Origin of the sequence: Anaeromicropila populeti, from assembly GCF_900112775.1 — a bacterium.
Taxonomy (GTDB): Bacteria; Bacillota; Clostridia; order Lachnospirales; family Lachnospiraceae; genus Anaeromicropila_A; species Anaeromicropila_A populeti.
On sequence record NZ_FOYZ01000002.1, the window covers coordinates 85,854 to 110,470 of the forward strand.

A 24,617-nucleotide genomic window follows, 5' to 3' on the forward strand; every position below is an offset into this window, starting at 1 on the left:
AATGATTCGATTTGAAATAAAAAAAGTATTCTCTAAGCCTAGAAACAAGGCGGCACTGTTGTTTTTGATAGTTACACTTATTATTGTAAGTATTCTCACCATTAATAATGTGAGATATGTAGATGAAAATGGAGATGCAACAACGGGAATTACCGCAGCAAAACATTTGAGAGAGTTAAAAAATCAGTGGGCAGGTTATGTTAAAAGTGATGTGCTTTCAAAAGCAATTGAGGAAAATACTGCAATTAACAATTCGAAAGAAGCTTTATCTGACATTGTACAGGAAAAAGATAAAGCATATGCAAAAAAACAAGGGTTTTCTGATATTATAGAAATGATAAGTAATGCATTTGTGAGTTTTGGGGAATATGATTATTATAGAGCTGATAGCGTTACAACCGAAGAAGTAAGCAAGGCTTATGAGAAAAGAATTTCAAATTTACAAGAATGGCTGGATACTGGTGAAGAACATTTTTCGGATGCAGAAAAAGATTTTTTAATTGGACAATATCAGAATCTTGAAACACCTTTTTATTATGAATATACTGATGGCTGGCAGGCTTTATTACAGAATATTTCTACGGTTATTCTAATATTAGCATTAATCATTGGATTTTTTGTATCAGGTATTTTTTCAGATGAGTTTCAATTAAAGGCAGATTCTATTTTCTTTTCAACAAAACTAGGAAGAAATAAAGCAGTTCGTTCTAAAATAAGAGCGGGATTTTTAATTACCACATTGACATACATAATATGTGTTTTCTTGTATTCTATGATTGTACTCTTATTATTGGGAATTGATGGCGCAAGCTGTCCAATACAATGGAGTATGTGGAGAAGTTTTTATAATGTTACGTATTTTCAAGCTTATCTTCTTATTCTCCTAGGAGGATATGTAGGAACATTATTTGCCATGACGGTTTCTATGCTTGTATCAGCCAAAACACATTCAACAGTGGTAGCAATCATGATACCTTTTATCCTATTATGCGTGTTTCCGTTTCTAAGCAGAATCATTACATTACCTCAAATATGTTCACTTTTTCCAGACCAGTTGTTAGAGATATTTGTTATTCTTAAAGACTCTGGATTATATGAAATAGGTGGAAAAGTAATGGGAACAATAGCTATTATTATTCCGGCCTATTTGGTACCTTGTATTGCTCTTCAACCATTATTGTATGCTGTTTATAGAAGGGCAGAAATAAAATAAATGAAACGATATACAAAGCGAAAATTTAATAAAACAAAGATATTTACAATTCCTCTCCTTCTTGTTTTTGCATATGTACTGCTGAAAAGCAACTTAATTTCTATTCCAGAATTTCCATTGCCATTTATGGATAGTATAGGGGTGGAGCATAAAACGGATAGTTATGATTATAGCTGGAACCTGATTCTGGTCAATCAAAAAAAACTATATACCAGAACATTATGAGATGGACTTAACAGAATTGTCAAATGGGGAAAAAGTTGATTCCAGAATTTATCCAGACTTACAAGCAATGTTTGACGCTGCAAGGTCGGATGGCGTATATCCATATGTTGCTGCTGGCTATAGAACACAGGAAAAGCAGCAACAATTATTGGATGAAAAAATAAAGGCATATCAAAGTGAAGGGCATTCAAAATCAGAAGCAAGAAAACTTGCAGAACAGTGGGTAGCTATTCCGGGAACAAGTGAACATCAGTTAGGTATAGCAGTTGACATAAATGCTGATACTACGAATAGTTCTAGTGATGATGTGTATGCTTGGCTTGCAGAAAATGGATATAAATATGGATTCATAAAACGTTATCCCACTGATAAGATAGAAATAACTGGTATTATCAATGAACCATGGCATTATAGATATGTTGGAAAGCAAGCGGCACGCGAGATATATTCTCAAGGAATCTGTTTAGAAGAATATATAGATATGCAAAAATGACACTCATCTTTCCGCCAAGGAGTTACTAGCTTCTTACGACATCATTATTGTCTACTCAAGGCATGTTGAGACGGTTGTTTGTTTGTCCAGAAAAAATCCTGATGATAGAATAGAAATCGACTTAGACCTTGACGAGCTTGATATTACTAGTGCTGAAAGTAAAGCTACTTATGAGGAAATAAAAGATTATGTTCTGAAAAATCATAGTATGAAAGTATCAAGTCTGTATATTTCATAGGTTAAACGAAAATTGGGTTTAGAGGTGGGTACAAATTATAATCTTCCAAAATCAGAGGATGCACGAGTGCCACAATGCCCACCAGATAAAGAGAAAGCCATAACAAATGCTTTAAAACATTTTAAGATGATACAATTAAATAAAAAATTATTACAAGGAGAAATGAAATGGATACAAATCAAAATATAGCTATTTCTCAAATAGCTGATATATTATCTTGTGGAAAGCTCTTAGTTCCCTCAACGGATATATGGAAAAAAATATTTTATAATTCAGGCTTAGGAGAGTTGTATGAAGATTACAGTTCTAAATTAAGAGTTACTTACAAGGAAATGAATTGGGAAGATTATTATTATCATAATAATAAATGTTTTTCAGCTTTGTTAGAAATATTTCAAAATAGTGATTTGAAATCTGATGAAAAAGCCAATGAATTATTATTGAACAATCCTAGTTCTAATTTTTAGTCATTTAAAGGAAATCTAAATATGTTAGGTTTGGATGTGATTATAAACGGAGTAAAATTGATAACTGTACCTTTCACATATCTCAGTGACATGTTGATTATAAAGGAAAGATTGGGCGTGAAAAATTAAAAGCATACTATAAGAACAGTACTATTGATGAAGATTATATTGAAAGAAGTTTAAAGAGAAAAGCAGAAGGATTATTTAGGAAAAACGAGCAAAAAGATATTTATCACCCTCAAAATGGAAGCATGAGTGTTGAAAATACTGGAGAAGAAGAAGTTCTGGTATACACAGATGGTGATGGTAAAGGGACAGAAACAGATAAGAGAGCATATATAAGTAGTCAAGATGCAAAATATCTTACATGGGAGGACGAAGGTCGGCGTATTCATGTATATGGAAATGCAGTGCATGCTTACATAGGTGAAAATGATAACGGTGACGGTAACAAATATGGTTATTTTAATATGGAAAATGGATTATTACCAATTGATGAATGTTAATAAAGATTACACGGTTTTTGACAACATTGATGGAATGAGATAAAAGAAGATGCAATTTAGTGATAGTTAGGAAGTGTTATTATATTATGCTTTGAAATAAGAAGAGGCATGATGAAAGCAAGAATGATAATATCGCTTTAATGACGTATACACTGGATTAGTTATTGAATTTACAGAAGTTTCAGAGAAGAAAGATGGTCATGTATAAACTGTATATATAAGTAGCATATAAAGTGAAAGTAGCTGTTACATGTTGAATAATGTGTCAAAAGGACAACCGCAATCCTGAGGCGCGGCAAAGTGTGCGGAGCACATACTTTGTTTCAAAAGCTGAAAAAGACGTATAGATACTGGAAAAGTCATGTATTGACAATTTGGTTTAATGCTGTTAAACTGATAATTGGGTTTAATGGTATTAAACCAAGGAGGTTAATAAAAATGATAGATTATAAACTGGGAGTTATGGAATCAAAGTTTGCAGAGCTGATATGGAATCACGAGCCAATACCATCTGGAGATTTGGTGAAGTTATGCGACAATGAGCTGGGGTGGAAAAAATCTACTACTTATACAATGCTGCGCCGGCTATGTCAGCGTAAGATTTTTCAAAATAAAGATGGAATCGTATCATCGATCCTTTCCAAGCAAGCATTTCATGCATTGCAAAGCGAAATGTTTGTTAAAGAAACCTTCGATGGTTCTCTTCCAAAGTTTTTAGCAGCATTCACGATGCGGAAGAAATTGTCTGCGAAAGAAATCAGCGAGCTTCAGCAGATCATTAATCGGAACAGGAGGTAATGAGTATGGCAGGAAAAGTCTTTCTACAAATACTTAATATGAGTTATACTGCCAGTTACGTAATTGTTTTTGTAATCATTATGAGACTGCTGATTAAAAAAGCACCAAAGTTATTTTCCTATATGCTTTGGAGTGTAGTGCTATTCCGGCTTATGTGTCCTTTTTCCTTTACTAGTCTATGGAGTCTTATTCCGGAAGACTCCATAGCATTACCAATAGATACTAATTATTCTAAAATAACGCAGGTTAATAGCGGGATTACTACCATTAGTAATACAAATAATTTAGTGCTGCCTGAGCAGGTGTCGTCTGCTGGTGTTAAACCCCTGCAAGAATGGATAACGATAGGGACGATTATTTGGCTAATAGGAATTACTGTTCTGTTACTATATAGTTTCATTTCTTTGCTGCGATTGCGGTGGAAGCTCATAGGTGCAGGAAAGCTGCACGGTAACATTTATCTTGCGGATCATATTAATTCACCTTTTGTGATAGGCGTAATACGTCCGAAAATTTATCTGCCGTCCACCTTGTCCGAACAGGAACAAAGATATACTATTTGGCATGAACAGACCCATATTCGGAGGTTTGACCATATAGTAAAAATACTGGCATTTGTAAGCGTTGTTATTCATTGGTTTAATCCACTGGTATGGGCAGCTTTTATATTTTTAAGTAACGATATGGAAATGTCCTGTGATGAAAGTGTTATGAAACACATGGATACCGACATTCGCGGCGACTACTCTGAGCTGCTGCTGGGTCTTGCAACGGGAAGAAAAGTAATTTCGGGGGTGCCACTTGCATTTTGTGAGGGAGATATAAAGGGCAGAATTAAAAATGTGATGAATTATAAGAAGCCTGCTTTCTGGGGAGTAAGTGTTACATTTATTGCAGTTATTATTGTGGTAACTGGATTGGTAGCAAATCCACATACTAAAAGAGCATCCATGCAGTGGGCAAAGAAGTTAAGCATTAGTGACGTTGTAGAAATAGACCTTGTTGAATGGAAATATAAGGGAAATATTAATAAACGTCGCCTAGAAAAAGCAGAATTTGACGATATAATTACGCTTATTAATGAAAGCAGTGGTAAATACATAAAAAATCCTAAAGAGCTAGTGGGAAAGTCAATAACTTTTTATATCACGTTAGCAGATGGAACTCGCCATAGTGTGTGTAATAGAGGAAATAACTACTTGATTATTGATGGTGATTATTACGAAGCGAGTTATGACTACCTTTCTTCATGGAAATATACTAGTGAAAATGCTGTATCACCGTCGCCAACACCTTTAGCACTAATAGTTAGCAGTTATTCTAGTGATGATATAAAATTTGATTATCCAAGTGATTGGACAATAAAAGATAACCCAACAGAGGACATACATTACGTAAATTTTTATAGCACTGATTCAGAAGATTTGCCTATTTTTAAGTACTCCAAGGGTCCTTCGTGGCTAACTGAATTCGAGCGCACAAAAGAGGATTATAAAACACTTTTATCTGACAGCTATAGGGATATTAAGATAACAGATTTAATAAAAACAACAATAGATGGGCATGATGCGATTAAACTTGTATTTTCTTATACTCAGGAGGATAAAGAATATATTATGACGCAGTATGAGACTATCATAGGTTATGCTTCTCATCAGTTCAATTACACATATCCAACAGAGAAAAGCACAGAAAATGTAAGTATACTTGAATCGGTTATTTCTTCCATTAAATTTACTCAGCCTCTGGAAGATAATACAATTGTCAGTGCTGACATGGTTGAAAGTGACAGTGTAGAAGATTATGCAGAGGAAGAAATATTACAGTACCTTAATACAGAAAACGGAGAGCTTCTAAAGAAGACAGCAGACAATTTTGTGAAAGCTTACTTTTCAGGCGATAAAGATACAATTGATCAATATCTTGCTGCTGATGCCGATTACAGTGGCAATAAAGTATATCAGAGTAAAGGAGTTACCACAAACATATATGAGAAACTTACCCATCTAATAGCAAAGTGGTATTCTGCATCTGATGAACAGGCTGAAATACAATATGAATATATGACAGACGGGGAAGACTCCTATACTTATCTGGATGTTCAATTAAAATATTCAGGTGACAAGTGGCTTGTAATAGGATTCTATTTTGAAAAGTAATTACTTTGAGGATGTCAAGACGAAAAAAGTTTTGATAAAAAGAAATAGTCGTGTTATAATAACATTTATTAAGGTCAAGGGAGATTTTACAACTTTTGGCCTTTTTTTGTGCTTATTTTTTTGAAAGAAAGTATATAATGCATTATGAACAGTAAAGGATGTGACCATACAATGTTTCAGAATAAAAGAAGATTGGAAGAATTGATTGCAGAGTATAACAGAATGTTAGACTATACACAGGATATGGCAAAGGGAAATCTAGAAATACATATGGATGAAATGAAAGAAGGAGAACTATCCCAGCTGGCAGAGCATATTACCACTATTTCTCAATATTTAGACTGCTATATTAGTGAAGTATCCAGAGTGCTTTCTCATTTATCAGTAGGGGATTTGTCTGTAAAAGTATCAAAAGAAACTAATTTTCAGGGGGACTTTATATCGATAAAGAATGCTTTAAAGAAAATTATTTTCTCGCTGAATACGACATTTGAAAAGGTTGGGACACTAGCTGACAAGATTCAGATGGTCTGTGAACTTGCAGCAAAGGAGTCTAATGAGGTAGCAGAACATGCAGAACAGCAGGCGAAAGGGATCAGCGACCTCTCAGAAGCAATTCATCATATATCCAATAATGTGGCAGAAAATGCTCAGCGTACAAAACTGGTGGCAGAGTATATATCGAAAGCAAAAGCAGAATCAGTGGAAGGTACATTGTATGTAGAAGACATGTTACGTTCAATGGGGGAGGTTACAACGGCATCTCAAAATATTAAAAATATTATTGAGTTAATTAATGCTATATCAAGTCAGACCGAACTACTTTCTTTGAATGCCTCCATTGAAGCAGCAAGGGCGGGGGAAGCAGGAAAAGGCTTTGCAGTTGTTGCTAGTGAAATTGGGAAACTGGCAATCCAGACCACAGATGCAGTGAATCAGACCACTGCACTAGTAGGGGAAAGTCTGGACCGGGTAGCAGAAAGTGAAAGAATCGTACAAAAGACTGCCTGGAACTTTCAAAATATTAAAAGTGAGGTTGAAAAGGCAACCCAGGAAAGCGAGTCTATTGTAGCGTCTACGAAAGAACAAGAGAGTTCTCTGAAGAAAATGGTGGACATTGTAGAGCAAATATCAGCACTTGTTCAAAATAATGCCGCGTTTGCTGAAGAAAATGCCAGCAACAGTACAGAACTTCTAGAGCAAACCAGTGAGTTAAAGAAAATGCTGGAGTATTTTATTCTCAGTGGGCAGGAAAATATGAGAATACAAGACGAAAAACATATAAAACAGTATGCGGAGGGTGTAATTGCTAAGCTGGCTGGAAGGCTGGAAAGGGAAGAAGAATTTAATAAGACACTGGAAAAAGTAATAGAGAAGCAGGATATGATTGAGTGTATTTATATCATTGGCGAAAACGGGTTACAGATCAGTGAAACGGTAATGAATCCAAAAATTGATCAGTCTGTGCTTGGAGAGTTTACACCAGCATTGCCAGGACAGGATCATTCAAATAAAAAATATTTTATGAAGGGCTTACGGCTGAATGGAGCGGTATATGATTCTTTTCGGTATATATCTGGAGCGACAGGAAACCTTTGTAAAACCTTTGCAAAAGTATTTACACTAAAAACAGGGCAGAGGTATGTATTATGCGTAGACATCAATTGCATGAAGTAAAATAAAACTTTTCAATAGATGCAATCTTTGGTATAATAAAGGTTAACGTAACAAAGGATATTAAGGAGTTAAGAAATGAAATCGAAGATTAAGCTAACAAGTTCTTTAAATTCATACTTAAGATGGCCATTTTTGCTGACCATTTTATTGCTGTGCATGGACATTAGTATTTTTGGTGTTAGCACAGAGGCAGGTATTATCATGTTTATATATGTAATAGTATATATCTTGATTTCATTCTCTATCTATGCATATAAGCATAAGGCAATTTTAGGAGATTTAGTCCGCTTTGCTTCTAATTATGGGCAGGTACAGAAGCAGCTTATTAAGGAAATGGCGCTTCCTTTTGGGGTATTAGACACAGAAGGACATTTGCTGTGGGTAAATGATGAATTTGCATATCTGGTAGGAAATGAAAAGGGAACGAAGAAAAACATTTTTCATTTTTTGCCAGGTATTGATAAAGAAAGTCTTCCTGGTGACGAACTAGACAGTGAGGTTCATATTCAGCTGAACGAGAAAAATTATAAGGTTGTAATGCGTAAAATTGTAATTGAAGATCTGGAACAATTTTCAGCTAATATGGCAGAAACCGATGAGGAGGTAGAGAACACACTAATCGCTATGTACCTTTTTGATGAAACGGAGATTGTTGGATATATTAAAGAAAACAGAGAACAAAGGCTGATTGTAGGGTTAGTGTACATTGATAATTACGAAGAGGCACTGGAAAGCATTGACGAAGTCAGACGTTCCCTGTTAGTGGCTCTAATAGACCGTAAAGTAAACAAATATATGCAGAGCATTGATGCTATTACTAAAAAGCTGGAGAAAGACAAATATATTGTTATTTTTAAGCAAAAGCATTTGGCAGAGCTTCAGAACAGCAGATTTTCCATTTTAGATGAAGTAAAAGCAATTAATATAGGTAATGAGATTCCAGTTACAATTAGTATGGGACTGGGAGTGAATGCAGACAGTTACCTAAGAGGCTATGAATTTGCCAGAGTGGCTATTGATTTAGCGCTGGGGCGCGGTGGTGATCAGGCTGTGGTAAAGGAAGGCGAGAAAATTCTTTATTATGGAGGAAAGAGTGTCCAAATGCAAAAGACAACTCGTGTAAAGGCTCGTGTAAAAGCACATGCTTTAAAGGAGCTGGTAGAGTCAAGAGATCGGGTTGTAATCATGGGTCATAGCATTGGAGATGTGGATTCATTTGGTGCTTCTGTTGGTATTTGGAGAATTGCTAAAACACTTGGGAAAAAGGCTAATATAGTTGTAAATAATGTTACAAAGTCTGTCCGTCCAGTTATGGAACGCTTTAAGGATAATACAGAATATGATGAGGACATGATTATTAGCGGTCAGGAAGCCAGATCATTAGTAGACAGCAATACACTGTTGGTAGTGGTGGATGTGAATAAACCCAGTTATACGGAATGTCCAGAACTATTAGAGCAGACTCGTACAATAGTAGTACTGGATCATCACCGGCAAAGTGGAGAGGTGATTGAAAATGCCGTTCTATCTTACATTGAACCGTATGCTTCATCTACCTGTGAGATGGTAGCAGAAATCCTGCAATATATTGGTGAAGGTCTGCGTCTTCGTCCAGTAGAAGCAGATGCTATGTATTCAGGTATTATTATTGATACAAATAATTATCAGACAAAAACAGGTGTCAGAACCTTTGAAGCAGCAGCCTATTTAAGGAGAAACGGTGCAGATATTACGAAAATACGTAAGATTTTCCGCAGTGATATGACAGAATATCAGATAAGGGCAAATGCAATTAAAAACGTACAGGTTTTTCAAAATGTGTTTGCAGTAACGGAATGTAATGCCCAGGGACAGGAAAGCCCTATGGTATTAGGAGCACAAGTTGCCAATGAGCTGCTAAACATAAATAATATTAAAGCGTCTTTTGTTCTAACAGAATTTGGAGGAAAAATATTTATTAGCGCCCGCTCAATTGATGAGGTTAATGTTCAAATTATTATGGAACGACTGGGAGGGGGCGGCCATATGAGTGTAGCAGGTGCTCAGTTGGAAAACTGCACAATAGAAATGGCAAAAGATATTATTAAAGAAACACTTCACAAAATGGCAATGGAAGGAGAATTATAGATGGAGATTATTTTATTAGAAGATGTAAAGGCATTAGGAAAAAAGGGGCAGAAGGTTACGGTAAATGATGGATATGCCAGAAATTTTATTTTGCCTAAAAAGTTAGGAATAGAAGCAACAGCTAAAAATCTGAATGATTTAAAGTTAAAGAAGGCAAATGAAGAAAAGAAGGCACAGGAAATTTTAGAAGAAGCAAAGGCATTTGCAGCTGAAATGAAGGACAAGGTTGTAGTGGTCAGCTTAAAGGCTGGAAATGGGGGGAAAACATTCGGTTCTATTTCTACGAAGGAAATTGCACAGGCTGCTAAGGAACAGTTAAATTATGATATTGACAAAAAGAAGATGCATTTAGCTGATCCCATTAAGGCAATTGGAAATTACATTGTACAGGTAAAACTGCACCCAAAGGTTACGGGGGAATTAACAGTAAAAGTACAGGAATTATAGATAAAAAGCAGAAAAGGTGAAAGATATGGATGAGGCACTAATTAAACGTATTCTCCCTCACAGCAGTGAGGCGGAACAATCAGTGATTGGTTCTATGATTATGGACAGGGATGCTATTATTACCGCTTCTGAAATCATAACAGAGGAAGATTTTTATCAGAAGCAGTATGCAGTTTTGTTTGAAGCAATGCTGGAGCTGAATAGTGAAGGTAAACCAGTTGATTTGATTACGTTGCAGAATAAATTGAAGGAAAAAAATGTGCCCCCCGAGTTATGTAGTATAGATTTTATTCGTGAACTTGTAACAGCAGTTCCTACGTCTGCAAATGTAAAACATTATGCAACTATTGTAAAAGAGAAAGCAGTTTTAAGACGATTGATTAAGGTAACAGAAGGGATTACCAATCAATGTTATATTAATAATGCCTCTGTAGAAGAAATTCTTGAGGACACAGAGAAGCAGATTTTTGATATTGTACAAAATAGAGGTTCTACTGATTTTGTTAGTATTCAGGAAATTGTAATAGAGGCAATTGAAAATATTGAGGCCGCATCCCGTAATAAAGGGACGGTGACAGGAATAGCAACAGGCTTTTACGATTTGGACTATAAAACCTCTGGGTTACAGCCTTCTGATTTAATCTTAGTGGCTGCCAGACCGTCTATGGGAAAGACGGCATTTGTCCTTAATGTAGCAGAATATGTAGCTTTAAAGCTAAATGTTACAACAGCAATTTTTAGTTTGGAAATGTCTAAGGAACAATTAGTAAAGCGTATTTTATCTATGAACTCTAAGGTAGATTCCCAGGCAATTCGAAGTGGGGAATTGCAGGATGATGACTGGGTAAAGCTGGTTGAAAGTGCAAACCTGATTGGTAGTTCCAATTTAATAATAGATGATACACCAGGGATATCCATTGCTGAACTGCGTTCAAAATGCAGAAAATTTAAGCTGGAAAAGAATCTGGGTATTGTAATCATTGATTACCTGCAATTGATGTCAGGAAGTAAAAAAAGTGAATCACGACAGCAGGAGATTTCAGAAATATCCCGTTCCTTAAAGGCGTTAGCTCGTGAAATACAGGCACCGGTTATTGCACTTTCTCAGCTAAGCCGTGCGGTGGAGCAGCGCCCAGATAAACGTCCTATGCTGTCTGATTTGAGAGAATCTGGAGCTATTGAGCAGGATGCAGACGTAGTAATGTTTATTTATCGTGATGATTATTATAATCATGACTCAGAGGATGCAGGTATTTCAGAAATTATTATTGGAAAGCAAAGAAATGGTCCTACTGGAACAGTAAAGCTTGCTTGGCTGTCTCAATTTACTAAATTTGCAAACCTAGAACGAAACAGGTAGGTTTCGTTTTTCTTATCCTTACTGGATATGCTGTCATAAATGAGTCAGGTGTGTGGAATAGGGTAAATATATGTCTACATTTTTTATGTATAATTTTGGAAAATGTATTGAAAACAAGAAAAGCTATGGTATAATGTAGTAAGTGGAAAAAATTTACATTTACTAGGAGGAGTATCATGAGCCAAATTAGATACATTATTTCAGATGCGTCGAAAAAAATAGATGTGGAACCGCATGTTTTAAGGTACTGGGAAGATGAATTGGGAATTAAGATACCTAGAAATGAAATGGGGCATCGATATTATCGTGAACAGGATATTGAGATGTTTAAGGGGATTAAGCTGTTAAAAGAGCAGGGATTTCAACTTCGTGCCATAAAAATGGTTTTATCGGACATTTCAAAAATTGGACAACTTGATGAAAAAAGTATGTCAATGTTAAAGGATGAATTAAATGCTCAAGTACTTACTCTTGAACAAACAGCTAGTGAGCAGGTTTTAAAGGAATGCTTGGAAGAGGTTGGACAAGCCCTTGAAGAGGAAAATGAAAGATGTTATAATGGGCTGAGTCATAAAGAAGAGGAATTATTTCCTCCTGAAGAAGATAAAATGACCCAGTTTAAGGTGATAATGAGTACGTTAATTATGGACGCTTTACGCGAAAATAATAAAGAGCTTTCAGGGGTTGTGGGTACAGTAGTGTCGGAAAGTGTTTTGAAAGAAATGGATTATATGATGCGTATGAAAGAGGAACGGGAAGAAGAGCGCTTTAAGAAGCTTGATGAAGCAATTCGTTCCAGGCAAAAATCCAGAAGAGAAGTTGCTGCAACAGAAGAAAAGGAAAAAAAGAAAAAGAAAGGCTTTTTTTCAAAAAAGAAAAAAAGTGATGCCGTATAAAAGTACAATAATACCCTTAGGAGAACAAAAGAACTCTTAAGGGTATTATCATATAAATGACATTAAAATTATGCTTCATTAAGTTTCTGATTTAAGGCATTCAAAAGCGCGTCTGGATCAATCCCATGAACCATGCAAGCTTCTTCTAAAGATTCACCCTGAGCGGAAGGACATCCAATACAATGCATTCCTGCTTCCATAAGCACTGGTATTAAGTCTTGGTTAATTTTAATAATTTCTGCAATCGTCATATTTTTTGTTATCTGAGCCATAGTGTTACCTCCTTTTGTATTAGCTTTAACAATTGTATATATTATATGTCACCACTATTGTGCCGTCAAGGAATTAATTTGTATTTATTGTGAAACATCATAGATAGTACTTGTATTATTTTTATCAATATATTAAAATAGTATTATCATAAAAAAGGAGGATAAATATTATGGCATATACAATTAATGATGGATGCATCAGCTGTGGAGCATGTGCACCAGAATGTCCAGTAGGAGCAATTTCAGAAGGCGATGGTAAATATGTTATCGATGAAAGTGCTTGTATTGATTGCGGTTCTTGTGCTGCTACATGTCCAACAGGTTCTATCGAAGGATAATTTGAAAATAAGATTGAATACAAAAGGTCTTGAAAAATAAAAATAAGAGTTGCATTTGTCATCTTACGCGTGTTGACGAATGCAACTTTTTATATGATAGGATATATCTGCTTTAAAGAATAAATATAAAGAGAGTACATGAAGTAATAGGTCACTACATGTACTCTCTTTTCATATTAGTAAGAGTTAAAGGGTGGCAAGAACTTGAATTGCCTTATCCTTAATAATTAATTCAAAATGCTCATTAAAATATTCACTAGTTGCATAAGTAGTACGTTCTGATTTACCATATTCAGAAGTAATATTACAAATTTTATTAAACTCTTCTGGGCTATGCTCTGATTTATTTATGCTTAAGTAATATAATCCATTGACAGGATTTTTGTATACATGATTTACCCCATGATAAAAAGAGGATAAATGAATTGCCAACGTACTTATTTCATTTAAACTGTGGAATGAAAATACTTTTGTCAAATCAGTTTTAATAGAAACTTCCTTTTTCACTGGTTCTTTTTCCTCTTCCTCTGTTGGAACAGTTGAAAATGAAATGCTGTCTTCCTCTTCATTCTTCCCTTCATTCTGCTCATCTAAAAGGTCATTTAGCTGGTCAAAACAGTTAATTATTTCATCTGCATAGGCTTCGGATGAAACTTCTGTTTCGTTCTCCTCATCAACTTGATCAGGTGAAAACTTAGAAAATCTGGTATCTAATTCATCGGGATCTTCCACTTTTGTAATTACTAATATTAAGCAATCTGAAGAAATCGGGATAGCTTCAATCATTAAAGGTATGTCATCTGCTTCAAAGCCAAATTCTGAGGAAGCCTGCTGCATCATTTCACGAAATAGAGCTTTTGCCTTTTCCGTTCCATAAGCTAACTCACTTATGCGAAGTTGTCTATCCACTAAATCATCTTTACTTAGGGTACAGCGAATTTGATTATCACTTACTTTTTCGATTTTCACTTAATCACATCCTTCCGATGTTTCATTTCTCTATTGAATACAATCTCAACACTCTTTCGTATACAAAGTATAATTTAAAAAATAGATAAAGTCAATTAGTTTTCGTTGGATACACTATAATAAATAGTAAAAATTACTAATTTTTTTGATGGGGGAAAGTGTGTAAAAATGTAACAAAGAATTATTAAAAAATTGGTAATTAATACAACAAAAAAAATATTGCATATATTGGACGTTATCGTTATAATTTGGATATGGCATATTTGAAAATTTTTTGAAAGGAGCAACTACGTTAGAGAATGTTTGGTTTCAAAAGTACCGTATTATTTGTGAAATAGGTCACGGAGGTACGGCAGATGTGTTTTTAGCAGAACATATAGTATTACAATGTAAGCGTGCAATAAAAAGAATCTCTAAGTCACACCAGGCTTATGAACAGATTATGAATGAAATTGATGTTCTAAAGCGTCTAAAGCACTCCCATATTCCTATAATATATGATGTGGAAACAGATGAATTATATTCGTATATTATTGAGGAGTTTTTGGAAGGGCAGTCATTAAAAGCATTTCGGATAAATCATGGATTTCTTCGGGAAAATAGTATTAAATCATATGTTTTACAAATATGTGATGTAATTCAGTATTTACATCATTTTGAAGAAGGTATACTATATTTGGATTTGAAGCCAGATAATATTATAATTTGCAGGGGAAAAATTAAGCTGGTGGATTTTGGAACAGCAACATATAGGACGAGAAGAGATAATATGAAATTATCACTTGGTACAGCAGGTTATGCAGCACCAGAACAATATGAAGGCAAATTTTTTATTGATGAAAGAAGTGACATCTATAGTATTGGCGTGTTATTGTTCTTTTTAAAGACAGGTAAATCATATAATCCAGAGTTATTGTCTAAATATTTAGAAAGAAGGAGGCTATTTCAAAGCAAATTAGAAATTATCATGGAAAGATGCTTGCGAAATGATCCGTCAAGACGATATCAATCAATCGAGCATTTGAAATGGGCACTTACACATCTAAAGGAACAAAAAAAATTTAATCAAACCGATTCAAATATGCCAGTAACAATTGCCGTGGCCGGTACACAGAGGCGCATTGGGACAACGCATTTTTCGTTTCTTTTAACGAATTATCTGCAAGAAAGTGAACTGGGAGCAATTTGTCTTGAATGTAATGAGCATAAGATATTAGCAAGCTGTTGGAATGCAGGTGCAGATATTCTGATTAAAGACGGAACTTGTTTTTATAAGAATTGCCCAATAGGGGAGGAAAGTAAAGAAAATTCAAGTCAGTACTCTCAAAAATACTTTTATCAAGTAAAAGATTATGGAGAACTAACTAGCGATAATTTTATTGCGTACAAGGCGAACACATGGATGGTTCTAGTTATTGGAATAAAAGAGTGGGAACTGATGTATGCCACACCATGGGTAAATAAGCTTTTTAATTATAAAAATATTGTTTTTGTTGTAAATTATTCTGATAAAGACGGTTTTCACCGTTATTCTAGAAGTAAAAAAAATAGTCGTTGTTTTCTAATGCCCTTTGTGGCAAATCCATTTCAACAAAAAATGCCACCAGAAGTAATAGAGTTTCTGGATAATATATGCCAGAGCTTCTAAAAAGTCTATTTATTTGTTACGAGGAGTGATGGGTTGAAGAAAATATTTTAATGGTATGACTAAAAAAGTAATAGGTGTAACTGGAACTCATCGGGGTGCAGGTGTTACGTTGTTTAGCGTAAATATGGCTGTATTTCTTAGTCAGGTCTGTGGCTTAAAAATAGCAGTTGTGGAAGTAAATAAGCACAATGATTTTTTGAAAATACAGATGGAATTAAGCAAAGATGAAAAGGTTAAAGTAACAGATGAATATTTCTTGTTTCATTCTATTTGTTTTTATAAAAATGTTTCTCAAAAAAGTCTGCCTTCTCTGTTTAATGAAAATTATGACAGTTTTATTCTGGATCTGGGAAGTATGGAAACTTTATTAAAAGATGAATTTTTAAGGTGCAACCAAAAAATTGTAATGTGCAATCTTGTAGAATGGAAAAGAGACAATCTAGAGCATTTCATGGAGGCATTTAAAGAAATTCAAGAAAAGAAGGGTTGGAATTTTATGGTCAACTTGTCAGGTAAGGAAATAGTACATGAACTTATATTAGAAAAGGGAGTTTTGCTTCAGCCTGTACCTGTTATTACAGACCCATTTATTATATCAAAGGAAATGAGCAGGTTGTATTATTTACTTTTGTAAGGAGGTTATATGACAAGTCTGAGAAAGAGAAAGAAGTGGCTGATTCGGGCAGGTCTTGTGGGTGGTGCTTTACTGGGAATTCCTCTTAGCATTATTATGTTATATATTTTTAGAACCTGCTCTGAGAGGCAAGAAAGGGAAGAAAAGTCTGTCAGTAAGGTAACTGTGTGTCTATTGGCTAGAAAGCTTCTTCCAGGTGAAGAATTAAAGGAACAGGACATTTATAGGAAGGAGATGGAGGAAGGAAGCTGCTATATGGAAGAGATTTCTGTTAATAACCTTATTGGAAAAGCCGCCAGAATATCTTTAGAAAAGGATACCTTGTTATTAAAAGAGTTTTTTTATGATGCTGACAAGCCATCTGAAGATTTAAGACTCCACCAGGTTACCTGGATAAGTTATACAGAAAAATTAAAGACAGGAGATTATGTTGATATTCGTATTTCATTTCCTAATGGAGCTGATTTTGTAGTACTATCCAAAAAGAAAATTCTAGATCTGTCTCCCAAAAAGCAAATGAGCGAAACAAATCAAGAGGCTAAAAGTGGACTGGAAAGTGTCGAAAGCTCACTTTGGTTTGAACTAAATGAAGAAGAGCTGTTACGTTTGTCCAGTGCAGGGTTTGATATTTTAAATCAGAAGGGAACTTATCTGTATGCCATCCAGTATACAGATTTTCAACAGGAGGCTGCTAGGATCAATTATCCTGTTAATGAAGTGGTTGAAAAGATATTGAAGGAAGATCCTAATATTCTTATACTGCTTCAAGATACAGAGACATTTGAATTACGATATTTAGTAGAAAATTTTGAAAGTTCACTTCTAAATGAAGAGGAAAATTCTTTAGAATCTGATGAAATCAGAGATGATAATACGGGTGATGAGGTGATGGAAGAACAAAATGTAAATTCGGAGTATTTGTATTTTGACTAAGTAGCAGCTGGAATATATGATGTATTGTCTCACAATAATATGATCAAATTATCTTTTTCGGTTCTATGCACCTTCTAGCAAAATATAAGGAGTAATTTCGATGGACAAGAAGAATGAGTGGGTTTTAAATTTTATTGAAGCTGCAAATGATAAGGGGCTTCCGGTTACTATAAATGGAGTAGAATATGAAGCAGAGCAAAAAGTACATAAGCAGATAATTAAAGAAAAAGCAGATTATATGTCAGATTATGTGACAGATGATAAAGGAAAGATTATTGAGCTAAGTTTTCACGAGATAAAAACAAATCATAAAAAATGAAAAGCCCTCTATGTTAGTAGCTTATAGTCTGAATTTTTATGCAATTGTAGTAAATATAGAGGGTTCTAATTGGTGAACTCTCTATATTTTTACGTTTTTCTTGTACAAAATAAAAACTTAGTGATATAATGAGAAGAGCTTGTAAATTTATTGGAAGAAGAACAATTTAATTGTTGCAATCTTATGGGTGTATGATGAAGTATAATATCGGAATTAAGGTTAGGCATATTACACTAAGAAGAGCTGTTGAACTAGTAGCTACATGCTGTTTAATAATTGGTACGGTTTTACTTCTAATTTCAGGAATCGTATTAAATCCATTTGAAATTAAAACAGTAAAAAGTGATAAGCAGATTGAAAAGGCATATTATGATGATATTAGCTATATTAAGTTAGAACAGCAGTCGTTAGACTTTTCAGGATATTATAAAATGGACAAGGATGGAAAAATAGTATACAATTGCTATGTTGCTGAATTTGATGAAACAAAGTTTTTTGTATTTATTCCAAATGATAAGTCAGTAGATGAGAGTGGAAATGCCAAAGAAGAGTTAAAGGATTATAATTTAATCGGTAGATTAAAAGAAGATGAGAAATTGTTCGAGATGGTAGCAGAGGACTATCAATTATCGGCAGAAGAAGTGAGAGATAAATATAATATATCGAGCATTATTATTGATGAAGCGGGAGCAAAAAGGCAGGAAGTAGGTTTTATCTGGATTACTTTATTTACTTTATTATCTTCCTATTTCATTTATCTGGTGGTTCTGCTGTTTCGTGAAATTAAAATAGGAGGAACGAAGGATGAGAAAGAATAGAAAACCATTAGTTTTGGGGTCTTGCTTTGCGATAACACTGATTCTTATTGTTGCAGGCATATTTTTAGTGAAAAAATTAATACCAAGCAAAGAAGTTATGGATTTAAATGAGTACTATCCAGTAGAGAAGGACAGCATTTTGGTTGTATTGCAAGATGAAGTTTATGAAAAACAAGGTCTTTATTTAGATGGTGTACCATTTATAGACTATGAAACAGTGGTGGATAAGTTTAATAAAAGATTTTACTGGGATGAACATGAAAATTTGCTAATTTACACTACATCTTCTGAGGTAATTAAGACGGAAGTTGGAAGTGAAGATTATTATGAGAATAAAAGCAAGGCATCTTTGACTCACCAGATTGTAAAAACAATTGGTGAACAGGTGTATATCGCATTGGATTATGTAAGAATGTTTTCAAATATAGAGTATGAGGTGTTTGAAGAACCTGCCCGGGTGGTGATTAACTATAAATGGGGAGAAGAATTTTTATATACACAAGTGAAAAAGAAGACTCAGTTAAGGACAGAAGCGACAATTAAAAGTCCTATTTTAAAGCAGCTGGGTGTGGGAGACGTTTTAACATATGTAGAAAATGACAGTCTTGTGAAGGAAGGTTTTAGCAAGGTTATCACAAAAGATGGTATCATGGGATATGTTAAAAATAAATATGTAAAAGCAGCTTATTATGAAACGCCGGTAAGTGACTACCATGAGGTAGAATATTCTCACATATCAAAGGATTATAAAGTAAATCTAGTATGGCATCAGGTGACAAATCAGGAGGCAAATAACAATTTGCTAAATGCTATCTCTAGTACAAAAGGGGTAACAACAATTTCCCCAACGTGGTTTTCTATCAGCAGCAATGAAGGTGAAATTGTTTCTATTGCCAGCGAGATGTATGTAGAACGTGCACATAATGAGGATATAGAAGTATGGGCATTATGTGATGATTTCAATAAGGAAGTTGATATGAAAGAACTTTTGTCCTACACTTCCAGAAGAGAAAAGCTTATCAATGAACTGATTTCTTATGCAATTAAGTATAATTTGGATGGATTAAATATTGATTTTGAGCGTATTACAGAAAACTCAGCAATTGATTATATTCAGTTTTTGAGAGAGCTTTCGATTAAATGCAGAAACAACGGAATCATTTTGTCGGTTGATACTTATGTGCCTGCTCCTTATACACAATTTTATGATAGGGAAGAGCAAGGAAAAATTGTAGATTATGTTATTATTATGGGATATGATGAGCATCATGCTTCTTCAGAGGAATGCGGTTCCGTATCATCAATCAGTTTTGTAGAGAGTGCTATTGAGAATACATTGGCAGAGGTTCCAAAGGAAAGAATTATTATGGGAATTCCTTTTTATACAAGGTTGTGGACCGAAGGTGAAGATGGCATGATTACATCAGAGGCTTGTGGAATGGAACAGGGATTAGCTTATCTAGAGGTTAATGGAGTAGAGCCTGTATGGCAAAGTGAAACAGGACAGTATTATGGAGAATATGAGGCAGAGGATGGACAAAAGCGTATATGGCTGGAGGAAGATAAGTCCATTGAATTAAAGATGAAAGCAATTCAGAATAGTGATGTGGCAGGTGTTGCAGCGTGGAAGCTTGGACTGGAAAAAGACAGTGTGTGGAATGTAATTATTAAGTATGTAAATTAAACTGGAAGAATAAGTAAAAGTATTGACTCATAGACTATATATAAGTACTATTAGGGTTGTGAGTTGTGAAAAAATATTGTTATATTACCATAATCATTGTAATTTTGCTGATTGTATACGTAACTATGAAAAAGGGGAATAAGATTTTAGAAGAAGATAATACGGTGGTTACGGAAAGCCCAGTGGCTGCTACGATAGAACCTGAAGGAGAAAAAATTAGAATTGTAGTGGATGCAGGGCATGGTGGATTTGATCCAGGTAAAGTTGGGGTAAATGGCGTTTTAGAGAAAGACGTCAATTTGGACATTGCCTTAAAGCTAAATAAGCTGTTGGATGAAAATAATTTTGACGTAAAGATGATACGAACTCAGGATAATGGCTTATATGATGAAACAGATACGAATAAAAAGCGTGTTGATTTAAGCCGGAGAGTCCAAATAGTAAATAATAGTGGAGCAAGATTGGCAGTTAGTATTCATCAGAACAGTTTTCAGCAGGAGAGTTCTAAAGGAGCGCAGGTATTTTATCATACTGCTTCGGAAGAAGGGAAAAAGCTGGCACAATTTATACAAGAAACATTAAAAGCGAAGATGGCAGATGGCAATCATAGAATGGCCAAATCCAATGATACGTATTATATGTTAAAGAAAACCCAGTGTCCATTAGTCATTGTGGAATGCTGTTTTTTATCGAATAGACAGGAAGCAGAGTTTATAAAGGAAGAGGAGTACCAACAAAAAATTGCAGAAGCAATATTTGAAGGGATTCAAAAATATTTAAGTGAAACAACGTAAAGAGGACATAATAATGATTACGAAATATCAAGTGATAAAAGAAGAATTTAAAACTTTGGAATTTCCGGAGGCTGCCAGAATTCTGCAAACTGGAGGCTTGGTAGCATTCCCTACGGAAACAGTATATGGATTAGGTGGGAATGCACTGGATGCCAGGTCGGCGCAGAAGATTTATGCTACAAAAGGCAGGCCATCAGATAATCCACTAATTATTCATATTGCAGATATGGAAAGTCTGCGGGAACTAGTTAAAATAGTTCCTCCAAAAGCCGAAAAGTTAGCTGAGGCATTTTGGCCGGGTCCGTTGACCATGATTTTTGAAAAAAGTGATAAAGTGCCGTATAGCACAACTGGTGGATTGGAAACAGTTGCTGTCAGAATGCCCTCTAATCCAATTGCATTGGAGTTAATTCGAGAGTCAGGTATTTTTATTGCCGCTCCAAGTGCCAATACATCTGGAAGACCAAGCCCTACTACAGCTGAACATGTCAGGGAAGATTTAGACGGGAAAATTGAGATGATTATAGATGGTGGTGCTGTAGGGATTGGAATTGAGTCTACAATTGTAGATTTAACGGCAGAAGTACCAGTTATTCTGCGTCCAGGATATGTTACAGTAGAAATGATAAAAGGAGTAATTGGTGAAATCGAAGTGGATAAAGGGATTCTCCAGCAAGGAGTTCTAGAAGGAATAAGGCCAAAAGCTCCTGGTATGAAATATAAACATTATGCACCAGAAGGAGAATTAACACTGTTTGAAGGGGAAGAAGAGGATGTTATTTTTGAGATTAACCAACGAACAAAGGAATTAGAGACAAAGGGGAAAAGAGTAGGCGTTATTGCAACAGAAGAAAGTATGAACAGGTATATTGGTAAAAACATAAAGTGCATAGGTTCCAGATTGGATGAAGACTCAGTAGCAAGGCATTTATATGCTGTACTGCGGGATTTTGACCAGGAAAAGGTGGAGTACATTTTTGGTGAATGTTTTTCATCTGAGCACTTTGGACAGGCGATAATGAATCGACTTTTGAAGGCGGCCGGATATCATGTTATTCAAGTTTCAAGTCGAGAAAGGTGTGAATAGTATGTCAAAATATGAAAGGCTAATCTTTGTTTGTACAGGGAATACATGTAGAAGCCCTATGGCAGAAGCGATTTATCATGGTATGGTTAGTGAAGAATTAGTAGAAGTATGTTCAAGAGGACTAGTGGTTTTGTTTCCGGAACCTACTAATCAAAAAGCGGATGTTGTTATGAAAAATCATAACTTAGTATTAGAAAACCACGTATCGATGCAATTGAAGAAAGAAGAGTTAACAGATAAAACATTGGTACTTTGTATGACAATGGTTCAAAAACTGAAAATTATGGAGGAGTATGGATTTTTAGAAAATGTGTATTCTATTAAAGAATTTGTAGGTGAAGAGGGAGATGTGTTAGACCCATATGGAGGAAGTGTACTAGAATATGAGGATTGTTTTAAAGAACTTTCAAGATTGATGAAAAAAACCATTATTAAATTACATGAGGAGGTTTTAGAATGATTGCGATAGGATGTGACCATGGTGGTTATTTATTAAAGCAGGAAATTATAAAATATTTTGAGGAGAAGGGTATTTCCTATCAGGATTTTGGGTGTTATGATGAGCAGTCGGTAGATTATCCGCTGTATGCAAGAAAAGTTGCAGATGCTGTTGTATCAAAACAGTGTGATAAGGGAATATTAATTTGCGGGACAGGAATTGGAATTTCTATTGCAGCCAATAAAGTACAGGGGATTCGTGCGGCTTTATGCCACGATTGCTTCAGTGCAGAGGCAACTAGAGAACATAATGACGCTAATGTTCTGGCTATGGGAGCCCGCGTAGTTGGTGCAGGCTTAGCATTAAAAATTGTGGATACATTTCTAAATACTGAATTTTCAAATGATGAAAGGCATAAAAGGCGTATTCATTTAATTGAGGGGTAGTCCGGCTACTCCTTTTTATTTATATAGATTTCGTAATATTATTTATGGACAAGTTTAGATAAAATGTATATAATGATATCTTATAAAAGTAGTATTTAGCGCAATGCAGAGGTGATGTGTTGAAAAAGAAGGATAGAGAAGTCATACATGCTTTTTTGATGATAACACAGCTAGGGCTGACGTTCATTACCCCCATTGGACTATGCAGCATTTTGGGTTATTATCTAGATCAATGGATGAAGACTGGTTTTTGGTTTATTGTTATGTTTTTTGTAGGCGTTTTGGCAGGTTTTCGAAATGCGTATCACTTGACAAAGGGGTTTTATACAAAAGATCTTCAAAGAGAAAAAGAAGAGCAAAAGTATTGGGATGAATTTGGTAAAAGTCAAGAGGTACAGCAACAGGGAAAAGTGCAGGAGAAAGGAAAAAAGGGATAAGATGGATGATGCAAAAAGAACATTAAAATTTTTAATAGTGGGAATTCTCACATACGCAACGCCAATTGCTTTGGTGGGTTCTTTTTTTGCAGAAAATAAACTATCCTTTTTATTGGGGCTTGCAGTTGGAATTATAATAGCAGTAAGCATAGCAGTTCATATGTTCAAAAGTCTGGATTTTTGCCTGGATTTAGATCCAGAATCAGCTGAGAAACAAATGAAGAAGAAGGCAGTTATTCGATTTGTTGTAATGGGACTTGCTGTGGGAGCTGCGTTTTGTTTTCCTACAATCTTTCATCCAGTAGGATTGTTTTTTGGATTGATGGGTCTGAAGATATCAGCGTATTTTCAGCCTTTCATTCATAGATAATTATGTAAAAATAAAATATAGTAAAGGAAGGTGAGTTCGTGAATAGTGGTATGGCTTTTGCACCAATAGTGTTAGCTGCTAATTCAGGTACCAAAGCAGCTAGTAAAGAATTAAGCATTGGTATTGATGGTTATTTTCAATATGAGTTGTTTGGTCAAAAATTGTATTTTACTAATACTCATATATCAATTTTAATCGTAATGCTAATATTAGTTATTTTTGCTGTGGTTGCAAATCAAGTAATTAAAAGAGCCGATCCCAATAAAGCACCAGGGGCATTTTTAAACTTTGTTGAGCTGCTTGTAGAGTCTGTAGATAAGCTGACAATTTCTACCATGGGAGAAAAACATGGACCTAAGTTCTGTAACTACATTGGTACGTTATTTGCCTTTATTTTTCTGGCAAATACATCCGGTTTACTTGGGTTAAGGCCGCCAACTGCCGATTACGGTGTTACTTTGAGTCTGGCGCTGATAACATTTGTAATGATTCATTACAATGGATTTAAATATCAGAAGATTGGACACATCACAGGCTTATTTAAGCCACTTGTCTTATCACCAATTAATATTATTGGAGAATTAGCAACTCCAATATCATTGTCATTACGTCTATTTGGTAATGTTATGTCAGGAACTCTGATGATGACGTTGTTATATGGTTTATTGTATAAACCAATTACGCTATTCTGGCCAGGATTTCTGCATGTATATTTTGATGTATTTTCAGGTGCAATTCAAAGTTATGTATTTTGTATGCTAACAATGGTTTTTGTTTCAGGCAACTTTGAAGAAGAGTAAAAGAGATTAGTAAAGAAAAGAAA

The 24,617-nt window shown here is 34.9% G+C and carries 26 protein-coding genes and 2 pseudogenes; 26 read left to right on the plus strand and 2 right to left on the minus strand.

Annotated elements, in window-relative coordinates; translation table 11 throughout:
• The first annotated feature begins 1 nt into the window (after position 1).
• The 12 genes and pseudogenes from BM305_RS02510 to BM305_RS02565 all read left to right on the plus strand — a co-directional run bounded on the left by BM305_RS02510 (position 2) and on the right by BM305_RS02565 (position 12,606).
• Positions 2-1,213: an ABC transporter permease gene (locus BM305_RS02510; protein ID WP_092559125.1), complete on the plus strand. Its 1,212-nt coding sequence runs from the start codon at positions 2-4 to the stop codon at positions 1,211-1,213.
• Positions 1,214-1,339: 126 nt separating this feature from the next.
• Positions 1,340-1,931 (plus strand): annotated as a pseudogene (locus BM305_RS02515) (M15 family metallopeptidase).
• Positions 1,932-1,992: 61 nt separating this feature from the next.
• Positions 1,993-2,358: pseudogene (locus tag BM305_RS19805) on the plus strand (hypothetical protein); the annotation flags it as partial.
• Positions 2,337-2,636: a hypothetical protein gene (locus tag BM305_RS02525; RefSeq protein WP_092559126.1), complete on the plus strand. Its 300-nt coding sequence runs from the start codon at positions 2,337-2,339 to the stop codon at positions 2,634-2,636. The pseudogene BM305_RS19805 and the gene BM305_RS02525, both read left to right, overlap by 22 nt.
• 251 nt (positions 2,637-2,887) lie before the next feature.
• A complete protein-coding gene (locus BM305_RS02530) occupies positions 2,888-3,142 on the plus strand; it encodes a hypothetical protein (RefSeq protein WP_092559127.1) in 255 nt (84 codons plus the stop codon).
• A 438-nt stretch (positions 3,143-3,580) separates the two neighbouring features.
• Positions 3,581-3,940, plus strand: a complete 360-nt coding sequence (locus BM305_RS02535; protein ID WP_092559128.1) for a BlaI/MecI/CopY family transcriptional regulator — start codon at positions 3,581-3,583, stop codon at positions 3,938-3,940.
• Between the two features lie 5 nt (positions 3,941-3,945).
• A complete protein-coding gene (locus tag BM305_RS02540; protein ID WP_177214506.1) occupies positions 3,946-6,099 on the plus strand; it encodes a M56 family metallopeptidase in 2,154 nt (717 codons plus the stop codon).
• Positions 6,100-6,270: 171 nt separating this feature from the next.
• Positions 6,271-7,776 carry a methyl-accepting chemotaxis protein gene (locus tag BM305_RS02545; protein WP_177214507.1) on the plus strand — a complete coding sequence of 502 codons (1,506 nt, stop codon included), beginning with the start codon at positions 6,271-6,273 and terminating at the stop codon, positions 7,774-7,776.
• Positions 7,777-7,851: 75 nt separating this feature from the next.
• Positions 7,852-9,903: a DHH family phosphoesterase gene (locus tag BM305_RS02550; RefSeq protein ID WP_092559131.1), complete on the plus strand. Its 2,052-nt coding sequence runs from the start codon at positions 7,852-7,854 to the stop codon at positions 9,901-9,903.
• Positions 9,904-10,350, plus strand: a complete 447-nt coding sequence (rplI, locus tag BM305_RS02555) for a 50S ribosomal protein L9 (protein ID WP_092559132.1) — start codon at positions 9,904-9,906, stop codon at positions 10,348-10,350. It begins immediately after the preceding gene.
• 25 nt (positions 10,351-10,375) lie between these two features.
• On the plus strand, positions 10,376-11,710 hold the full coding sequence (gene dnaB / locus BM305_RS02560) for a replicative DNA helicase (RefSeq protein WP_092559133.1): 1,335 nt from the start codon (positions 10,376-10,378) through the stop codon (positions 11,708-11,710).
• Between the two features lie 176 nt (positions 11,711-11,886).
• A complete protein-coding gene (locus BM305_RS02565) occupies positions 11,887-12,606 on the plus strand; it encodes a MerR family transcriptional regulator (protein WP_092559134.1) in 720 nt (239 codons plus the stop codon).
• A 68-nt stretch (positions 12,607-12,674) separates the two neighbouring features.
• Here BM305_RS02565 and BM305_RS02570 read toward each other — a convergent pair whose 3' ends face one another.
• Positions 12,675-12,878, minus strand: a complete 204-nt coding sequence (locus BM305_RS02570) for a DUF1858 domain-containing protein (RefSeq protein WP_092559135.1) — start codon at positions 12,876-12,878, stop codon at positions 12,675-12,677.
• Positions 12,879-13,048: 170 nt separating this feature from the next.
• On the opposite strand from BM305_RS02570, the gene BM305_RS02575 reads away from it, so the two are divergent.
• The gene (locus tag BM305_RS02575; RefSeq protein WP_092559136.1) at positions 13,049-13,216 is read left to right on the plus strand and encodes a DUF362 domain-containing protein; all 168 of its coding nucleotides are present in this window, start codon (positions 13,049-13,051) and stop codon (positions 13,214-13,216) included.
• A gap of 186 nt (positions 13,217-13,402) precedes the next feature.
• Here the strand turns inward: BM305_RS02575 and BM305_RS02580 are convergent, their stop codons facing one another.
• Positions 13,403-14,185 carry an adaptor protein MecA gene (locus BM305_RS02580; protein ID WP_177214508.1) on the minus strand — a complete coding sequence of 261 codons (783 nt, stop codon included), beginning with the start codon at positions 14,183-14,185 and terminating at the stop codon, positions 13,403-13,405.
• Positions 14,186-14,459: 274 nt separating this feature from the next.
• On the opposite strand from BM305_RS02580, the gene BM305_RS02585 reads away from it, so the two are divergent.
• The 13 genes from BM305_RS02585 to atpB all read left to right on the plus strand — a co-directional run bounded on the left by BM305_RS02585 (position 14,460) and on the right by atpB (position 24,594).
• On the plus strand, positions 14,460-15,833 hold the full coding sequence (locus tag BM305_RS02585; protein WP_177214509.1) for a serine/threonine protein kinase: 1,374 nt from the start codon (positions 14,460-14,462) through the stop codon (positions 15,831-15,833).
• A gap of 55 nt (positions 15,834-15,888) precedes the next feature.
• Positions 15,889-16,467: a hypothetical protein gene (locus BM305_RS02590; RefSeq protein ID WP_092559138.1), complete on the plus strand. Its 579-nt coding sequence runs from the start codon at positions 15,889-15,891 to the stop codon at positions 16,465-16,467.
• A 9-nt stretch (positions 16,468-16,476) separates the two neighbouring features.
• The gene (locus BM305_RS02595) at positions 16,477-17,400 is read left to right on the plus strand and encodes a CpaB family protein (protein WP_092559139.1); all 924 of its coding nucleotides are present in this window, start codon (positions 16,477-16,479) and stop codon (positions 17,398-17,400) included.
• A gap of 100 nt (positions 17,401-17,500) precedes the next feature.
• Positions 17,501-17,719: a hypothetical protein gene (locus BM305_RS02600; RefSeq protein WP_092559140.1), complete on the plus strand. Its 219-nt coding sequence runs from the start codon at positions 17,501-17,503 to the stop codon at positions 17,717-17,719.
• A gap of 191 nt (positions 17,720-17,910) precedes the next feature.
• A complete protein-coding gene (locus tag BM305_RS02605; protein ID WP_092559141.1) occupies positions 17,911-18,537 on the plus strand; it encodes a hypothetical protein in 627 nt (208 codons plus the stop codon).
• On the plus strand, positions 18,524-20,221 hold the full coding sequence (locus BM305_RS02610) for a glycosyl hydrolase family 18 protein (RefSeq protein ID WP_092559142.1): 1,698 nt from the start codon (positions 18,524-18,526) through the stop codon (positions 20,219-20,221). Before BM305_RS02605 ends, BM305_RS02610 begins: the two co-directional genes overlap by 14 nt.
• Positions 20,222-20,286: 65 nt before the next feature.
• Entirely contained in the window at positions 20,287-21,015 is a 729-nt protein-coding gene (locus BM305_RS02615) for an N-acetylmuramoyl-L-alanine amidase family protein (RefSeq protein WP_092559143.1), read from the plus strand.
• A 13-nt stretch (positions 21,016-21,028) separates the two neighbouring features.
• Entirely contained in the window at positions 21,029-22,102 is a 1,074-nt protein-coding gene (locus BM305_RS02620; RefSeq protein WP_092559144.1) for an L-threonylcarbamoyladenylate synthase, read from the plus strand.
• 1 nt (position 22,103) lies between these two features.
• Positions 22,104-22,562, plus strand: coding sequence for an arsenate reductase/protein-tyrosine-phosphatase family protein (locus tag BM305_RS02625; protein ID WP_207649454.1), 459 nt, complete (start codon positions 22,104-22,106; stop codon positions 22,560-22,562).
• Positions 22,559-22,987, plus strand: a complete 429-nt coding sequence (gene rpiB / locus BM305_RS02630) for a ribose 5-phosphate isomerase B (RefSeq protein ID WP_092559146.1) — start codon at positions 22,559-22,561, stop codon at positions 22,985-22,987. Before BM305_RS02625 ends, rpiB begins: the two co-directional genes overlap by 4 nt.
• A gap of 119 nt (positions 22,988-23,106) precedes the next feature.
• Positions 23,107-23,424 (plus strand): AtpZ/AtpI family protein, encoded by a 318-nt coding sequence (locus BM305_RS02635; protein WP_092559147.1) that lies wholly within the window; start codon positions 23,107-23,109, stop codon positions 23,422-23,424.
• Between the two features lies 1 nt (position 23,425).
• Positions 23,426-23,794: an ATP synthase subunit I gene (locus BM305_RS02640; protein WP_092559148.1), complete on the plus strand. Its 369-nt coding sequence runs from the start codon at positions 23,426-23,428 to the stop codon at positions 23,792-23,794.
• Positions 23,795-23,844: 50 nt separating this feature from the next.
• Positions 23,845-24,594 carry a F0F1 ATP synthase subunit A gene (atpB, locus tag BM305_RS02645; protein ID WP_092559434.1) on the plus strand — a complete coding sequence of 250 codons (750 nt, stop codon included), beginning with the start codon at positions 23,845-23,847 and terminating at the stop codon, positions 24,592-24,594.
• The last annotated feature ends 23 nt before the right edge of the window (positions 24,595-24,617 follow it).

Excerpts from the sequence above, each read along its gene's own strand:
- BM305_RS02510 (WP_092559125.1), top strand. The coding sequence starts at position 2 with ATGATTCGATTTGAAATAAAAAAAGTATTCTCTAAGCCTAGAAACAAG.
- BM305_RS02525 (WP_092559126.1), top strand. The coding sequence starts at position 2,337 with ATGGATACAAATCAAAATATAGCTATTTCTCAAATAGCTGATATATTA.
- BM305_RS02530 (WP_092559127.1), top strand. The coding sequence starts at position 2,888 with ATGAGTGTTGAAAATACTGGAGAAGAAGAAGTTCTGGTATACACAGAT.
- BM305_RS02535 (WP_092559128.1), top strand. The coding sequence starts at position 3,581 with ATGATAGATTATAAACTGGGAGTTATGGAATCAAAGTTTGCAGAGCTG.
- BM305_RS02540 (WP_177214506.1), top strand. The coding sequence starts at position 3,946 with ATGGCAGGAAAAGTCTTTCTACAAATACTTAATATGAGTTATACTGCC.
- BM305_RS02545 (WP_177214507.1), top strand. The coding sequence starts at position 6,271 with ATGTTTCAGAATAAAAGAAGATTGGAAGAATTGATTGCAGAGTATAAC.
- BM305_RS02550 (WP_092559131.1), top strand. The coding sequence starts at position 7,852 with ATGAAATCGAAGATTAAGCTAACAAGTTCTTTAAATTCATACTTAAGA.
- rplI (WP_092559132.1), top strand. The coding sequence starts at position 9,904 with ATGGAGATTATTTTATTAGAAGATGTAAAGGCATTAGGAAAAAAGGGG.
- dnaB (WP_092559133.1), top strand. The coding sequence starts at position 10,376 with ATGGATGAGGCACTAATTAAACGTATTCTCCCTCACAGCAGTGAGGCG.
- BM305_RS02565 (WP_092559134.1), top strand. The coding sequence starts at position 11,887 with ATGAGCCAAATTAGATACATTATTTCAGATGCGTCGAAAAAAATAGAT.
- BM305_RS02570 (WP_092559135.1), bottom strand. The coding sequence starts at position 12,878 with ATGGCTCAGATAACAAAAAATATGACGATTGCAGAAATTATTAAAATT.
- BM305_RS02575 (WP_092559136.1), top strand. The coding sequence starts at position 13,049 with ATGGCATATACAATTAATGATGGATGCATCAGCTGTGGAGCATGTGCA.
- BM305_RS02590 (WP_092559138.1), top strand. The coding sequence starts at position 15,889 with ATGACTAAAAAAGTAATAGGTGTAACTGGAACTCATCGGGGTGCAGGT.
- BM305_RS02595 (WP_092559139.1), top strand. The coding sequence starts at position 16,477 with ATGACAAGTCTGAGAAAGAGAAAGAAGTGGCTGATTCGGGCAGGTCTT.
- BM305_RS02600 (WP_092559140.1), top strand. The coding sequence starts at position 17,501 with ATGGACAAGAAGAATGAGTGGGTTTTAAATTTTATTGAAGCTGCAAAT.
- BM305_RS02605 (WP_092559141.1), top strand. The coding sequence starts at position 17,911 with ATGATGAAGTATAATATCGGAATTAAGGTTAGGCATATTACACTAAGA.
- BM305_RS02610 (WP_092559142.1), top strand. The coding sequence starts at position 18,524 with ATGAGAAAGAATAGAAAACCATTAGTTTTGGGGTCTTGCTTTGCGATA.
- BM305_RS02620 (WP_092559144.1), top strand. The coding sequence starts at position 21,029 with ATGATTACGAAATATCAAGTGATAAAAGAAGAATTTAAAACTTTGGAA.
- BM305_RS02625 (WP_207649454.1), top strand. The coding sequence starts at position 22,104 with ATGTCAAAATATGAAAGGCTAATCTTTGTTTGTACAGGGAATACATGT.
- rpiB (WP_092559146.1), top strand. The coding sequence starts at position 22,559 with ATGATTGCGATAGGATGTGACCATGGTGGTTATTTATTAAAGCAGGAA.
- BM305_RS02640 (WP_092559148.1), top strand. The coding sequence starts at position 23,426 with ATGGATGATGCAAAAAGAACATTAAAATTTTTAATAGTGGGAATTCTC.
- atpB (WP_092559434.1), top strand. The coding sequence starts at position 23,845 with ATGGCTTTTGCACCAATAGTGTTAGCTGCTAATTCAGGTACCAAAGCA.